Annotated in this window: 14 protein-coding genes; 4 read left to right on the top strand and 10 right to left on the bottom strand. The window is 41.1% G+C overall.

What is annotated here, in order from left to right:
- Positions 1-48: 48 nt before the first annotated feature.
- The 10 genes from BKM32_RS08825 to BKM32_RS08780 form a co-directional block, all read right to left on the bottom strand.
- A complete protein-coding gene (locus tag BKM32_RS08825) occupies positions 49-759 on the bottom strand; it encodes a sulfotransferase family 2 domain-containing protein (RefSeq protein WP_076663481.1) in 711 nt (236 codons plus the stop codon).
- The gene (locus BKM32_RS08820; RefSeq protein ID WP_076663480.1) at positions 746-1,954 is read right to left on the bottom strand and encodes an ABC transporter ATP-binding protein; all 1,209 of its coding nucleotides are present in this window, start codon (positions 1,952-1,954) and stop codon (positions 746-748) included. Before BKM32_RS08820 ends, BKM32_RS08825 begins: the two co-directional genes overlap by 14 nt.
- Entirely contained in the window at positions 1,954-2,793 is an 840-nt protein-coding gene (locus tag BKM32_RS08815) for an ABC transporter permease (RefSeq protein WP_171971854.1), read from the bottom strand. The genes BKM32_RS08820 and BKM32_RS08815 overlap by 1 nt, the downstream gene beginning before the upstream one ends.
- Positions 2,794-2,822: 29 nt before the next feature.
- Positions 2,823-3,830, bottom strand: coding sequence for a glycosyltransferase (locus BKM32_RS08810; RefSeq protein ID WP_076663479.1), 1,008 nt, complete (start codon positions 3,828-3,830; stop codon positions 2,823-2,825).
- Between the two features lie 7 nt (positions 3,831-3,837).
- The gene (locus BKM32_RS08805) at positions 3,838-4,803 is read right to left on the bottom strand and encodes an SDR family oxidoreductase (protein ID WP_076663478.1); all 966 of its coding nucleotides are present in this window, start codon (positions 4,801-4,803) and stop codon (positions 3,838-3,840) included.
- Between the two features lie 145 nt (positions 4,804-4,948).
- The gene (locus BKM32_RS08800; protein WP_076663477.1) at positions 4,949-5,707 is read right to left on the bottom strand and encodes a glycosyltransferase family 2 protein; all 759 of its coding nucleotides are present in this window, start codon (positions 5,705-5,707) and stop codon (positions 4,949-4,951) included.
- A gap of 92 nt (positions 5,708-5,799) precedes the next feature.
- Positions 5,800-7,092 (bottom strand): nucleotide sugar dehydrogenase, encoded by a 1,293-nt coding sequence (locus BKM32_RS08795; RefSeq protein WP_076663476.1) that lies wholly within the window; start codon positions 7,090-7,092, stop codon positions 5,800-5,802.
- Entirely contained in the window at positions 7,089-7,682 is a 594-nt protein-coding gene (locus BKM32_RS08790) for a sugar transferase (RefSeq protein ID WP_076663475.1), read from the bottom strand. Before BKM32_RS08790 ends, BKM32_RS08795 begins: the two co-directional genes overlap by 4 nt.
- Positions 7,683-10,163 carry a polysaccharide biosynthesis tyrosine autokinase gene (locus BKM32_RS08785; protein ID WP_076663474.1) on the bottom strand — a complete coding sequence of 827 codons (2,481 nt, stop codon included), beginning with the start codon at positions 10,161-10,163 and terminating at the stop codon, positions 7,683-7,685. It lies immediately after the preceding gene.
- 3 nt (positions 10,164-10,166) lie between these two features.
- Positions 10,167-10,961, bottom strand: coding sequence for a polysaccharide biosynthesis/export family protein (locus BKM32_RS08780; RefSeq protein ID WP_076663473.1), 795 nt, complete (start codon positions 10,959-10,961; stop codon positions 10,167-10,169).
- Positions 10,962-11,063: 102 nt separating this feature from the next.
- On the opposite strand from BKM32_RS08780, the gene BKM32_RS08775 reads away from it, so the two are divergent.
- The 4 genes from BKM32_RS08775 (at position 11,064) to BKM32_RS08760 (ending at position 15,181) form a co-directional block, all read left to right on the top strand.
- Positions 11,064-12,935: an ABC-F family ATP-binding cassette domain-containing protein gene (locus tag BKM32_RS08775; protein WP_076663472.1), complete on the top strand. Its 1,872-nt coding sequence runs from the start codon at positions 11,064-11,066 to the stop codon at positions 12,933-12,935.
- Between the two features lie 209 nt (positions 12,936-13,144).
- The gene (locus BKM32_RS08770) at positions 13,145-13,471 is read left to right on the top strand and encodes a GIY-YIG nuclease family protein (protein ID WP_076663471.1); all 327 of its coding nucleotides are present in this window, start codon (positions 13,145-13,147) and stop codon (positions 13,469-13,471) included.
- Between the two features lie 168 nt (positions 13,472-13,639).
- Positions 13,640-14,410, top strand: a complete 771-nt coding sequence (locus BKM32_RS08765; RefSeq protein WP_076663470.1) for an O-methyltransferase — start codon at positions 13,640-13,642, stop codon at positions 14,408-14,410.
- 84 nt (positions 14,411-14,494) lie between these two features.
- Positions 14,495-15,181: an ABC transporter ATP-binding protein gene (locus tag BKM32_RS08760; protein WP_053977485.1), complete on the top strand. Its 687-nt coding sequence runs from the start codon at positions 14,495-14,497 to the stop codon at positions 15,179-15,181.
- Positions 15,182-15,199: the final 18 nt, after the last annotated feature.

Raw genomic sequence — 15,199 nt, 5'->3', positions numbered from 1 at the left:
ATTATATTCAAATCATTCATCAAAATTAGACTATACATACGAACCTTTCTAAATACCTTGTTTTTTAAAATTAAAGAGCTCATAATCTTTCTTATAAAATTGATACAGACCTTCCAAAGATTCTTCTGACAAATCCATGATTAAGGAATCTGATTTAGAATCATTTAAAACAGGTATATTCAACTCTCTGTTAAATTTATTTTTAAAATCAATTTTAAGTAGTTCCAAATTATTTAAATAATAAATTTTATCAACCAAACAAATTGCACCATACTCATCGTGAGTCCAAGTATATTGGGGCATCCAATGATTCCAACCATTATCATGCCTTAACTTACCTTCTAATAAAAATTTTACACATTCATTTAAATTTGCTTCTCTTAATAGCTTGTAGTCTAAATGAGCTCCATGTACTGATGTTTCTGGATTAATATTATTATGATAATAACTTACATCCATACGCGCATAATTATACAATGAAACAAATCTTTCTATCGGATCTCTAACTATAGCGAAACTAAATTTATTCCTAAAAACACGACCATCTTGCTTATTTTTAAAAACTTCCTTAGCTTCAATGTGAGTGGTTGATATAAGGCCAAGTGATTTTATTATAGAAGTACCGCCCGTTTTTGGAATATGAATAAATACTACATTAGCATTTGAATTTACTCTTTTATCGATAAAACACTTCTCTTTTTTTGAGATATCTAACTTCAACAAAATCCGAAACATTAAGGAATTATCATTTAGTTTCATAAACAGAGTTTAATAAGAAAGGGGTCCAAACCTCTTCTTCATGTACAACTTGGAAAGAATGAATACCATTGATTCTAAGAAAAGGCTCTTGGGTTTTAAATTTAAATGCGCCTATATCCATCGAATAAACCCCTTTAGAAAATTGGGCAGATTTGTGAGAAACAAAAAATTCTATATTGTTGTTTTCTATTTTCAATTTAGAATCAAGAGTATTCCTTTCAAAAATTGCAACTGCCCTTTGCTCTTTATCTGATATTTCAATTTTAAACTGAGGCATTTCAATAGGCTTATTTAAACGAAATTTAAAATATAGTTTTAAATCATCATTCCAATTCAATTGAGCTATACCGTTTTTTAATTCCCTAGGAAGGATAAAACTTGATTCAATAAGTTCTATACTCCCATCTGAAAAAACTAAATTTCTCCCAATGTTCACAAATTTATTGTAATATAAATCTATTGCTTTAGCTACATCATTACCTTGAAAGATTGATTTTCCATGATCCATCAAAATAATTCGATTACATATACGTGAGACCATAGGCATATTATGCGACACGAACACAATTGCTGTGTTAGGTAATAGTTGGTCAATGACTTTAAAACATTTTAGCACAAACCCCAAGTCTCCCACCGCCAATACCTCATCAATGATCAACACATCTGGTTCCATTTGGGCTGCCACGGCAAAGCCTAGGCGGACCTTCATCCCAGAGCTATAATGTTGAACAGGCATATCAATAAAATCTTCCAACTCGGCAAAGGCAATGATCTCGTCCAGTTTTGTGTCGATTTCCTTTCTGCTAAAACCTAAAATGGCGCCATTGTTATAAATGTTTTCACGACCACTTAAAATGGGATTGAATCCTGCTCCCAATTCTATCAATGCCCCTACCCTACCTTTTATGATAACTTTTCCATCATCGGGGTTGATCAGGCCATTCAAAATCTTTAATAAGGTACTTTTGCCTGCACCGTTATGCCCAATCAATCCCAAGCACTCCCCCCGACGCAACTCAAAACTTACCTCCTTTACTGCCCAAAATTCTTTGTTCCGCAACACAGTATGCCCTGTTGCCACTGCTACACTAAACAAATCCTGAACCCCATACCAAAGACTTGTTTTTAGATCTTTACAGAATTTTTTACTTAGTCCTTCTACCTTTACCAGTATGTCCTTATCGTCCTGTTCCATTATGCACTTAATCTTTCTACAATTACCGGAATTGAAATTCTATAAAATACCAAGCCTATAAACAGTAATGGCATACATGCCACAATCACTGCTCCAAAATACCCCATATATTGAGGCATCCCTCCCAACAATAGGTCTCTAGGCACTGTTACCAACGGCGTTAAAGGATTAACCTCCATAAGTGTTCGCATTATCCCTTCTTTAGGGATGGCATAGACCACAGGGGTGGCATACATTAAAAATTGCATTCCAAATGCCACTATCTTTCCAATATCTTTATATAATAATCCTAAAGGTGTTATTAATAAGCCTAGAGCCGTGCCAAAGACTACAGCTCCCAAAACAGCTAAAGGAAAAAGGAGCATGTGCCACGTAAATGTAAGCCCATACACTAGTAAAAAGAGTAATAACACCCCTATTTTAATAGTACTATTGAACAAGAGTTTGTATATCCCTGAAACCACTAAAGCTTCCTTGGGAAAATTGATTTTCGTCAAAATGCCCCTTGCGGCATTTGTGTTGGCCATAGGTGCATTAATAGTTTCTACGAGTATGGACCAAATTAGGGTTCCGGAAAAAACGAATATGGGATAGGGCACTCCAGTTTCGGACAGTGTCACCGTTCCAGACTGACGCAAGAGGATCCATACCAAGGCCGTCATTATAGGAGTTATAAATGCCCAAAACACCCCCAAGAAGGATTGTCTGTACAGTGCCTTAATGTCCCTTACGGCCAATTGTTTTGATAAAAACCTAGATGACACAACATCCTTTAAACTTTCTTTAAGGAGTTTTCCTGGTTTTATTTTTCGTTTTCTTTGGTATATGCGAGTTTCCAATATCACAGCTTAAAGTGCGAATATACAGATTAGACTTTACATTTATCAAAATCGCCAATTGCATTTGCCAACAAGTTTCTTATTGCCTGCTTGGGTTGTAAGTATTTTTGATAATACTCGGCGGCATTGTTTTCAAGCTTCTCTCTAAGAGAATCGTTTTTCAATAATGTGTTAACTTTTTTAGTAATATCACTCTCTGAACCATCTGTATATATTACATGCTCCCCATCTAGTAACGGCTTCGGCAATTGCCGCTTTAAAGGGGTTGACAATATCACTGTTCCCATACATAGATATTCCCCCAATTTCCAACCATGGCAATCCTTTACGGCCGGTGTATTAAATACCAGTATGGATTGTAAAATCTGTGACATGTAATAGTTCATTTTCACCCTTGCTGGTGTTGTCAAGGCCTCAAAACCCGATAGGTCTCTTTTTGTTCTAGGCGCAAAACCTCCTTCGAATTTAATTTTAGGATTGGCCCTACAGGCCCTAATGAAGTTCGCTCTAAACTGATTGGTTTGCTTTTCATTTTTCCAAAGTGAGGCCATAAAGAAAATATAGGCGCCATTGTTTTTTCTTTTGTTATACTCCTGCAATTGAGGTCTACGGAACTGAGACTTGTAATCGGATAGAAATCTTCTTTTATCGGGTATCCTGGGATAGGCCTTTAGGAAATTGGAGACCGCCAAAACAGCAGTTGTCATTGCTGAATAGATATTGATTCCGAAACTTGGGCCTATTACTGAAATTTTTTCCGATTTATACTGACCGTCATAATTAACCTTTCCATACACGTCTGCCCAATCCAAGGCTTTTTCATCTATTAAGGCTGCATCTGTAAAATCTACCACCAACTTTTTCATGGTTTTATTGGCATCCACCAACACAAAGGCAAAAAAATGATTGTTATGCACAAAGTTTTTAAAGTATTGGGCGCTATAGCCAATATTCCTCTTTCCAAAAACCTCCTCTAGGCCCTTAATGTAAAATGACGCATACAGCATGTCGGCTGCAGGATCTATGTATACTTTCATACGTATTTTATGTTAGCGTATTGAAATAGTTCCAAGTCAACCGCAACCCCTCCGCAACACTTATTTCCGGACGGTACCCCAACAAACGTTTCGCTTTCGAAATATCCGCCAAACTGTCCCGAACATCCCCTTGCCGTGGCGGCCCATAGTTGGGCTCCATCTCCGAACCAGCGGCCTCTTTCAACGATGCCCACAACTGGTTAACACTAATACGTTCCCCACAGGCCACATTAAAGACGTCGTTGGCCGCTTCAGGTCCTGCAAAAAAGGCCTTCACATTCGCCTGCACCGCATTGGCTACATAGGTAAAATCACGGGTCTGCCCTCCGTCCCCATTAATATTAGCAGGCACACCATCTTTTAAGGCTTGCATAAACAAGGGAATCACGGCCGCATAGGCCCCATTGGGGCTCTGCTTCGGCCCAAACACGTTAAAATACCGCAGTCCAATTACATCGGTGCCATAGGTTTTACCAAACACATCGGCATACAGCTCGTTCACATATTTGGTCACCGCATAAGGCGATAGCGGTTTCCCGATAACGCCCTCCACCTTAGGCAGGACTTTACTATCCCCATAGGTAGAACTGGAGGCCGCATACACCATCCGTTTTACGGTAGGACTCTCCTTAAGGGCCACCAGCATATTCAAAAAGCCTGACACATTCACTTCGTTACTAGTAATAGGATCATGGATAGACCGCGGCACCGAGCCCAAAGCCGCCTGATGGCTCACATAGTCCATCCCTTCCATAGCAGCCTTACAGGTGGACAAATTCCTTATATCCCCCTCCATCAATTCAAAAGCAGGATGCTCTAAAAACTCCTGAAGGTTCTCTCGGTACCCATTGGAAAAATCATCCAGCACCCGCACCTGCTTCGCACCCTGCATCAACAAATGCCCTACCAAATTAGCACCAATGAAGCCAGCGCCCCCTGTAATTAGGTAACCATAGTTTTTAATATGTAACATGCTGATAATTGTTTTACTTTAATTCTTGACCTATGAAACAACTTATGTATCATTGTAAAAGAGTACTTCCCAAATAAATATCAGTTTTTTACAGCAACGCCTTTAATTAAGATTTTTTGTACACCCAAAAGAAACCCTATTATTTTTAGCCCACCGAATTTTCTGGTTTTGTGCCGTAAAACTTCCTTTTTAACTGCTCTTTGAATTTTATGTACTCGACATACCAATACATCCAAGGAAAATTCTGTTTTAATACCTTTGAACGCTCCTTCTCCACCAATTGTGGCATGCTATTACTGACACCTTCCATATTAAACTTGGAAATCACCTGTGGAATATGTTGATATGAGTATTTCCACTTAGTAATTCCCAACATAAAAAATTTCCAATCGGAAACTACTTTTAAAGCTTCATCATACAAAACCTCTTCAAAACATTGCTGTTTGATTAAGGTTGCAGGATGTGGTAAGGAATCAAATAAAAAATAACGGACATTTAAGGCATCAGCGTAGGTTTTAATCCATTCCTTTTCACCTTCTATGAAGGCTAAATTACCATAAATAAAATCCATGCTATCCTCAGAGCCTGCTGCTTCCGCCAAATAGCCCAAAGCTTTATTGGAGTAGAATGTGTCTCCGCTGTTCAAGAATAATAAGTATTCCCCCTCGGCCGCTCTAATCCCTTTATTCATGGCATTGTAAATACCTCGATCCGGTTCACTGATCCAATAAGAAAAATGTTTGGACTCTTCCTCTATCAAGGCCTTGCTTCCATCGGTAGAGCCCCCATCGATGACAATGTATTCATAGTCCGTAAAAGCCTGTTCCTTCACGCTTTTAATGGTATTGCTTAAACCAATAACATCGTTTAAATTTATGGTGATTATGGAAATTAACTTGCCCAATGCCTCTTTTTATAAATTTTCAACCTCTTGTCAAGACTTCTTTATTCCCCAAACGGGTATAAACAAATATAAGTATTTCCCACAACGAGGCATCACAACCGTGCATCCACTAACTCTTTAGGCAATAAAGACTTTACATCGAACAGCACACAGGCCTCGGATTTCAATCCCTGAATGTTCAAGTCTAAAAACGCCTTATGCGACACAGCCAGCACTATACCTTCATATTGGCGTTGTAACTGTTCTGGCTTATAAAGCAACTTTAGGCCATATTCGTCATAGACCTCTTCGGCAGAGGCCCAAGGATCGTAGACATCCACCTGAACCCCATAGGTTTCAAACTCCCTAATAATATCAATCGCCCGTGAGTTTCGAATATCTGGGCAGTTTTCCTTAAAGGTAATACCCAAGACCAGGACTTTAGCTGCTTTAATACGGGCTCCCTTTTTGATCATCATCTTTACAGTTTCCTGGGCCACGTACTGCCCCATACTATCGTTCATTTTCCGTCCCGCCAAAATAATCTCAGGGTTGTAGCCGGTCTCGAGTGCCTTTTGAGCTAGATAATAGGGATCTACACCAATACAGTGTCCTCCTACCAAACCGGGCGTGAAATTGATAAAGTTCCACTTGGTTCCCGCCGCCGCCAAAACCGCTTGGGTATCGATGTCCAGCAAACGGAAAATCTTAGAAAGTTCATTTACAAAGGCTATATTGATGTCGCGTTGTGAATTCTCAATCACCTTGGCCGCCTCGGCCACCTTAATAGAAGGGGCTTTATGAGTGCCAGCCGTAATGATGGAACGGTACAAGCGATCGACCACCTCCGCTATTTCGGGAGTAGAGCCTGAAGTTACCTTTAAAATCTTGGTCACTGTATGGGTCTTGTCCCCCGGATTGATACGTTCCGGAGAATACCCTGCATAAAAATCGACATTATAGACCAATCCAGAATGTGTTTCCAAAATCGGCACACAAATATCCTCGGTCACCCCAGGATAAACGGTCGACTCATAAATAACGATATCGTCTTTTTTCAATACTTTCCCCACGGTCTCACTGGCTTTCACCAAAGGGGTAAACACCGGTTTGTTCAAGGCATCTGTAGGCGTTGGTACCGTCACAATATAGATGTTAGCATCCGCCATATCGGCTGGGTCACTACTTACAAACAGGCCATGACCACTTTCAGAAGACTTCCTAATAACTTCCTGTAAATCTTTAGCTTCCACCTCCAAAGTAGTATCGATACCTTCCTGCAACTGTTGGACACGTTTAACATTGATATCAAAACCTACTACAGAATACTGTTTGGCAAATTCTACAGCTAAAGGAAGGCCCACATAGCCCAAGCCAATAATGGCAATTTTAGGAGATACACTCATAGATTGATTTGAAATGAATGGATAATATATTTCAAATCTACAAAAAAGCACCAATTACGGACATACTTTTTGTTTATCTCCACCTTATCTGGCCATATCACCTCGTTGTTATATCTTACAGGGTCGGTCTGCTGGCTCAACAATTGATCTTCATTGGCATACTTCAAGGTGGCCGGTCCCGTGATTCCAGGTTTCACCTCCAGAATCACCCGATCATTCCCCTGCAAGGCATCGGCAAACCCCTCAACATCAGGCCTCGGCCCCACAAAACTCATATCCCCTATGAGCACATTAAACAATTGCGGCCACTCATCCAGTTTACTCCGACGCAACCAATTTCCAAAACCGCTAGCATATTGTTCCAGGTTACCCAATTTATGACCTGTTCCCCGAAGGCTCCTTATTTTATAAATAGGAAACTGGCGTCCATATTGTCCCACCCGTTGTTGGGAAAATAGCCCCCATTGACGGGTATCCCAGGTAGCCCACAACACCAAAAGCGCGATGGGTAAGATTACAATAGGCAACAAGCATAGACTCAACGCAAGATCGAAGCTACGTTTTACAATCTTTTGAGGAAGAGACAGCACTTAGATACGCTTTATAAGGTTTTGGATTTTTTTGAGCGCACCACTCTTATTAGGATCCTCATGATAGGCATCACCGTAAACCCCATATCCATAGCCATAGCCATAACCGTAACCATAGCCATAATTATGATTGGTTTTATGCTTATAGAAATTTAGGACAAAGCTAATGTTCTTTAATTCTCCTGCGCGGTGTTTGGCATTCACCAGGGCCAACATCCCCTTTTTAGTATAATCTAAACGCACCATAAAAATTGTTGCATTGGCATATTGGGTCAATTCCAAAGCATCTGTTACCAAACCTAAGGGAGGTGTATCCAGAATGATGATGTCATAAGTTTCCCTAAGCGTCTGCATCAACTCAGGCATAGCATCACCCATTAACAACTCTGAAGGATTAGGAGGTACGGGACCCGAAGGGATTACATCCAAGTTTTCGATATGCGAGTGGAAAACCACTTCTTCCATACTACTGTCCCCTATCAAATAATTCACTATTCCTTTATCATTGGTAATATTAAAATCTCCAAAAATCTTCGGCTTGCGAAGATCCAAGCCCAACAGAATGGTTTTTTTACCCGACAAGGCATAAACCGTTGCTATATTAATAGAGGTAAAGGTTTTTCCTTCTCCACTTACAGAGGAGGTGATCATAATGCTTTTCCCCAAACCAGTCTCTCCTTTTTGTTTTAACAAAAACTGCAAACTGGAACGAATGGACCTAAAAGACTCAGACACGGCTGCCTTAGGCTTTTCGAATACTACCAGATTGTTTTTATAATTGTATTTCCCTATCAGGCCCAAAATAGGTATATTGGATAATTGCTCTACCTCATCGGATCCATGGATGGTGTGATCCAGCAGATAAATGACAAAAATCAAAAACATAGGTGCAAAAAAACCGATCATTAAGGCCATCATGTAATTAAGACTCTTATTAGGCCCTATAGGTGGATTTCCAATATCCTTAGCTTCATCAATGCTGGTAATATCCGAAACATTGGCAGCCTTTACAATGGCTGCCTCTGAACGTTTGGCCAAATACACATCATAGGCTTCTTGACTTAAATTCAGTTTCCGCTGGATCTTTAAATAGTCCTGTTCTTCCTCGGGCAAGTTGCTTAACTCTGCTTCCAAACGCGTCATCTTGAGGTTAATGTTTTTTAAATTGGTATTGATGGTCTGCCTTGTGGCCGCAATGGTTTCCAACAATACATTTTTTTCTGCATCAATCTTACGATCCAAATCCTTAAACAGTACATTGCCCTCTTTTACTGTATATTCCATATTTTGACGTTCTATGGCCAATGTTGTTATGGTCTTGACACTATTTAAAATATTAGCCTCTTCAATCCCCACAGAGGTTGGCGCCGCAATTTGGGTGTAATCAGTTTTGGTCCTTAAGTAGGCCTCCAAGGCTTCCAAATAGTTCAATTTGGCACGTTCCGTCTCCTTGTCTAAATCCAAACCTTTCAACTTTTCAGATGTTAAGGCCATTTCTTCACTAATATCGAAGACCTTGTTTTGCTTACGGAAGCGGTTCATCTCTTCCGTTACATCCTTTAAATTGGCATTTACGGCTGCCAAACTACTATCGATGAACTTAATGGTATTGGTGGCATATTGGTTTTTACGGGCCAATTCTGTTTCACTTAAAATGGCCGAAGTGGCATTCAAGTAATCCACGATCTTAGCCTTATTGGTCCCAGAAAGCGCCAACATTAACACCGAAGAAGACGATCCTGAAAAAGGAGCTATAGCCATCCCCGATTGGTAGGAGTGAACGACATTGTCAAAATTTAAAAAGCGAATAAAGAATTCTTTATTAGGTAGGATTCGCTTCCCTTGCCTCAACACCAAGGCCCCACTAAAAAATGGCAGGTCTATGGACTCCCCTAACGAGTACACCTCTTTAAAGGGCCCTACAGGAACTTCAATCAAATATTTCGCTTTATCCGAATAGCGCTGTACCTCTCTTTGAGATGCCGCAAAGTCCATAAAAATTTCGAATTGGGTCTCAGTGATGAAACGGATACCTATGGGTTGGTTCAATAATTGTCCATGCTCTTTATTGAGCTGCACCTTAAAAGGTGCTGAGGAATAAATATCCTGCAACCTATATTTTCCCTGCACCATGTATTGCATGTAGTACTGTAGAGAATCTACTACTTTTTCGTTGTGGCTACGGGTCTTGATTGAGGTCATCACCTTTCCTACCTTACCTGAGACCCCTCCCCAATTAAATGAAATACTGGTATTTGCCGTAAAAAAGGGATTCTGTTCACTCTCCACCGAAATCAGGGAATTCAATCGGTATATGTTTTCCTTACGGATATTGATTAAATAAGCCACCACCAATGCAACCCCAATGGAGAGCAAGACCAATTTCCACAGGTTTAAGGCTTTAAACAAAAAGCCCTTAAAATCGAAAGTAGTTCCCCTCGACTCCACGTGTTCTATCTCATTAAATACTTCGTCAGACATCGATTAAAAACGGTTAATTAACAACAACGTTGTACTTATCAAAGCCATTACAGATACCACTGTTGTAAACACATCCTTACCTGTGGTACCCGTCCCCCAAGCCTTTTGTTTTAACGGCTTCACATAAATCATATCATTAGGCTGTATATAGTAATAGGGAGACTGCATCACATTTTTATCCGTCAAATCAATTTCGTGGATCTTCTGGCCCTGTGGATATTGCCTAATAATCTGCACATGGTGTCGGTCTCCAATTACTGGAATCTCCCCCGAGTTGGCAATGGCCTCAAAAATATTTACGCGCTCCTGAAACAGTACTTGTGGCCCAGGGTTTCCTATCTCCCCTAAGGCCGTGTACCTCAACCCCGACAGCTTCACCGTGATAAAAATATTAGCGGTTTCCTTAAACTGTTCTTCCAATAACTGTTGCCCCAAAAGACTTTGGATTTCCTCGGTAGTACGTCCCAATACATTCACCTCTCCTAAAACAGGAATACGGATATTCCCGTGCACATCTACAGTAAACCCATCATAATAAGCACGTTCACTGGAAGAGGCATTCAAATCGGCGGCATCGGCAATGGGGTTAAAAATACTTACATTGTCCTGGTCCAACACCTTGATACGGATACTCAAAATATCATTGATCTGTACGCGGTAAGGTTTTTGGGTCTCCACCATCAGCTGTAAGGAATCGGTAGCGGTGGATTTGTCCTGAAGGTACAACATATCCTTATGGGGCACACAGGAAGTCATGACACCCAAAATAAGGATGGCAACAAGGAGTGTATATTTCATGTAAAGCAACGTTCTTAACAGACAAATATAGACCATCAACAGGAATATCAAAACTATTGGTTCTTTTTTTGGTTTATTTCCGTTATTTGCAAAAAAAATACTGTGAACTACCTGAACGTTGAAGCCATTTCGAAATCATATGGAGAACTGGAGCTCTTTTCCAACCTCTCCTTTAGCATCCATAAAGACCAAAAAATTGCCTTTGTGGCAAAAAATGGAAGTGGAAAAACCTCTATATTAAACATCCTTTCGGGTGAGGACACTCCAGATGCGGGACAGGTAGTGATGCGCAAAGGCCTACGAACGGCCTTTTTATCCCAAACGCCCGAGTTTGATGAAAGCGCCACGATCAACAGTACCATTTTCAATGCCGATTTACCCATCCTAAAAATAGTCGACCAATACGAAAAGGCGCTTTTACACCCCGAGGACACCGAAGCCTACCAAGTCGCCTTCGAAGCCATGGAACGTCACAATGCCTGGGAATTTGAATTGCAGATCAAGCAAATCCTGTCACAGTTAAAACTGGAAGACCTCGAGCAAAAAATCAGCACCCTCTCCGGAGGGCAAAAAAAGCGTTTGGCTCTAGCTCAGGTTCTGATCAGTCATCCCGATCTACTTATTTTGGATGAGCCTACCAACCACTTGGACCTAGAAATGATTGAATGGCTGGAACAGTATTTTGCAAAAGCACAATTCACCATCTTTATGGTAACCCACGACCGTTACTTCTTGGAACGCGTCTGCAACGAAATTATAGAACTAGACCACGGGCAGCTCTTTACCTATAAAGGGAACTATTCCTATTATTTGGAACAGAAGGAAACCCGCATTGCTACGGAAGCCATCGAAACAGGCAAAGCCAAACAACTATATAAAAAAGAATTGGAATGGATGCGCCGCCAACCCAAGGCCCGTACTACCAAATCCAAATCCCGTATCGACGATTTTCACGATATCAAGGCCCGTGCCCACCAACGCCGCAAGGATCATGTCATGCAATTGGAACTGAACATGGAACGCTTGGGCAGCAAAATTGTAGAGCTCCACAAAATTTCCAAAGCTTACAAGGACAAGGTTATACTCGATCAATTTGAATACGTCTTCAAAAAAGGGGAACGCATCGGGATCATAGGCAAAAATGGAACTGGTAAATCCACCTTCCTCAACATGCTCACCCAAACCATCAAACCAGACGCTGGAAAAGTCGTGGTGGGTGACACCGTAAAATTTGGGTATTACACCCAAGGCGGGATTAACATCAAGCCCGAGCAAAAAGTTATTGAAGTCATTAGGGAATTTGGCGACTATATTCCGTTGAAGAAAGGCCGTCAAATAAGTGCCCAACAGCTATTGGAACGCTTCCTCTTCGACCGTAAAAAACAGTACGACTACGTGGAAAAACTAAGTGGAGGGGAACAAAAACGCCTGTACCTCTGTACAGTTTTGATCCAGAACCCTAACTTTTTAATTCTGGATGAGCCCACCAACGATTTGGACATCGTAACCTTAAATGTCTTGGAGGAATTCCTGTTGGATTTCCCGGGATGTCTTTTGGTAGTGTCCCACGACCGTTACTTTATGGACAAGATTGTAGATCACTTATTTGTATTCAAAGGCGAAGGTGAAGTTCAGGACTTCCCTGGCAACTATACAGATTACCGCATCTACGAACAATCCACACCTCCTGCCGAAAGCCCTAAGGAGAACACTTCCAAAACTACAGAGGCGTCCAAACAAAACGAAGCCCAAAAACTAAGCTATAACGAACAAAAGGAACTCAAGAATCTGGAGAGCAAGATCCGTTCCTTGGAATTGGACAAAAAAGCATTGGAAGCAAAGTTCCTGGATGAAAGTCTTTCTACAGAAGCCATCAACAATCTATCCCAAGAACTCCAAACACTTATGGATACCATTGCTGAAAAGGAAGCCCGCTGGTTTGAACTTTCCGAAAAATTGGAAGGGGACGCCTAACAGTGTCTCCTAAAAACCGTTCTTTGTCAGGCTGAGCCTGTCAAAGCCTAAAAAACAGCCATAGATAGAAATCTTATCTAATGAATTCTGTAACATGAATTCAATAGGGGATTTAACATATCAATAGTAATCGCCCAAAACATCCCTCCTTGTCAGGCTGAGCCTGTCGAAGCCTATTTCATATCCTAATTTTAATTATCTTTATGTACATGAGGTTTTACTATGTTTACATTTTACAATATGCAGACGGCTCCTACTACACGGGTTTAACAAATAATTTACAAGAACGCTTGACACAACACAACTTAGGCATAGACAAATCCTGTTATACAGCAACAAGACGCCCTTTAAATTTGGCATGGCACCTCCAATGCACCTCTCCCACAGAAGCTATCAATAGAGAAAAACAAATCAAGGGTTGGTCTAGAAAAAAGAAGAAAGCCCTAATCGAGAACAATTGGAAAGACTTAGAACGCTTTTCAAAAAACTACACCCAATACGGAATACCACGTCCTCCTTCGACAAGCTCAGGATGACAAAAACACAAACCTAAATTGACACCAATTACCCTCATTCACGCCTGCACCATAGAATAGCATCCGCTTAAACAACACTTAGGACTATCAGATTAAACCGGTAGAAGCCGATATTTTCCAATTGAAATCCTTTTTACAAATGGGATAGAATCCTATTTTTGCCACAACATGTACCAACTCCTACAATATTTCAAATTCCTTTGGCGCTCCACCAACCAGCATGGCGTCCACTCCCCTTTTGTATACCAGTTGATCACCCTGTGTTTTTACGACCGTAAAAAACATGAGAACTATCCACTTTTAAAGCAATACCGAAAAGCCCTCTATCGTAACCATTCCCATATCTCCATTACCGATTTGGGGGCGGGCAGCAGAATATTTAAAGGCAATACAAGAAAGGTTTCCAAAATCGCCACAACCTCAGGCATCCCTTCAAAACGCGCCAAACTTTTAAATCTATTGGTGACCTATTTAGAAGCCAAACACATCTTGGAATTAGGCACTTCCCTCGGCATGGGAACTTCCGCTTTGTCAATAGGACATCAAGAAGCGCAAATCACCACCATTGAAGGCTGCCCCAATACTGCCGCTGTAGCACAAAAACAGTTCCAACAGTTTCAATTGAATAACATCAATTCCATCATTGCCGATTTCACTCCTGCCATACAGCAATTGGACAACCAAACCTACGACCTTATTTACATGGATGGCAACCATCAAAAAACAGCCACCCTATACTACTTTTCAGAGCTTTTGGATACGGTCCATAACGACACCGTAATCATCTTGGACGACATTCACTGGTCTAAAGACATGACCGAGGCCTGGGAAGAAATTAAAGCCCATCCAAAGGTCACCGTCACCATCGATACCTTTTATTGGGGCCTGGTATTTTTTAGAACCGAACAAAGGAAAGAACATTTCTCCATTAGGGTGTAACAACTTCGCTTTGGCAACGTCCTATTGAAAGAATTCTGCTATCTTGCAGAAGCAATCCAAACCCACTAAGCTTTTATCTTTTTTATGGACAATGTCATTCAAATTCGCAGCATTACTAGGGATTTTCAATTAGGACAAGAAACCGTTCACGTATTAAAGGGCATCGACCTGGATATAGAACGTGGCGATTACATCGCCATTATGGGACCGTCAGGTTCAGGCAAATCAACCCTAATGAATTTACTGGGATGTTTGGACACCCCTACTAGCGGATCTTATATTTTGAACAGTAAGGATGTAAGCCAAATGACTGATGACGAACTGGCCGATATTCGTAACAAGGAAATCGGGTTTGTATTTCAAACCTTTAACCTGTTACCCCGGACCACCGCTTTGGACAATGTGGCTCTACCTATGGTGTATGCCGGCGCTTCCAAAAAAGAACGCGATGTACGCGCCGAAGAAGTCCTAACCGATGTGGGATTGGCCGACCGCATGGATCACCGCCCCAACCAACTATCAGGAGGGCAACGCCAACGCGTGGCCGTTGGAAGAGCTTTGGTTAATAAGCCTTCCATTATTCTAGCCGATGAGCCTACAGGAAACCTGGATTCCAAAACTTCCGTGGAAATTATGGCCCTTTTTGATGACATCCACCAACGAGGCAATACGGTGATTTTAGTAACCCACGAAGAGGACATTGCCGCCCACGCCCACCGTATCATCCGTTTACGTGACGGGATGATTGAAAGTGACACCAGACTTAAGTAAACCGCAACACATCCAAAG

It is taken from the genome of Mangrovimonas sp. DI 80 (genome assembly GCF_001975575.1).
Lineage (GTDB): Bacteria > Bacteroidota > Bacteroidia > Flavobacteriales > Flavobacteriaceae > Mangrovimonas_A > Mangrovimonas_A xylaniphaga.
This window is presented reverse-complemented; position numbering and strand designations above follow the sequence as displayed.

What these genes read in the sequence shown, in the direction of transcription:
- BKM32_RS08760 (WP_053977485.1), top strand. Translation starts at nt 14,495, where the DNA reads ATGGACAATGTCATTCAAATTCGCAGCATTACTAGGGATTTTCAATTA.
- BKM32_RS08795 (WP_076663476.1), bottom strand. Translation starts at nt 7,092, where the DNA reads ATGAGTGTATCTCCTAAAATTGCCATTATTGGCTTGGGCTATGTGGGC.
- BKM32_RS08770 (WP_076663471.1), top strand. Translation starts at nt 13,145, where the DNA reads ATGAGGTTTTACTATGTTTACATTTTACAATATGCAGACGGCTCCTAC.
- BKM32_RS08780 (WP_076663473.1), bottom strand. Translation starts at nt 10,961, where the DNA reads ATGAAATATACACTCCTTGTTGCCATCCTTATTTTGGGTGTCATGACT.
- BKM32_RS08820 (WP_076663480.1), bottom strand. Translation starts at nt 1,954, where the DNA reads ATGGAACAGGACGATAAGGACATACTGGTAAAGGTAGAAGGACTAAGT.
- BKM32_RS08765 (WP_076663470.1), top strand. Translation starts at nt 13,640, where the DNA reads ATGTACCAACTCCTACAATATTTCAAATTCCTTTGGCGCTCCACCAAC.
- BKM32_RS08825 (WP_076663481.1), bottom strand. Translation starts at nt 759, where the DNA reads ATGAAACTAAATGATAATTCCTTAATGTTTCGGATTTTGTTGAAGTTA.
- BKM32_RS08785 (WP_076663474.1), bottom strand. Translation starts at nt 10,163, where the DNA reads ATGTCTGACGAAGTATTTAATGAGATAGAACACGTGGAGTCGAGGGGA.
- BKM32_RS08805 (WP_076663478.1), bottom strand. Translation starts at nt 4,803, where the DNA reads ATGTTACATATTAAAAACTATGGTTACCTAATTACAGGGGGCGCTGGC.
- BKM32_RS08810 (WP_076663479.1), bottom strand. Translation starts at nt 3,830, where the DNA reads ATGAAAGTATACATAGATCCTGCAGCCGACATGCTGTATGCGTCATTT.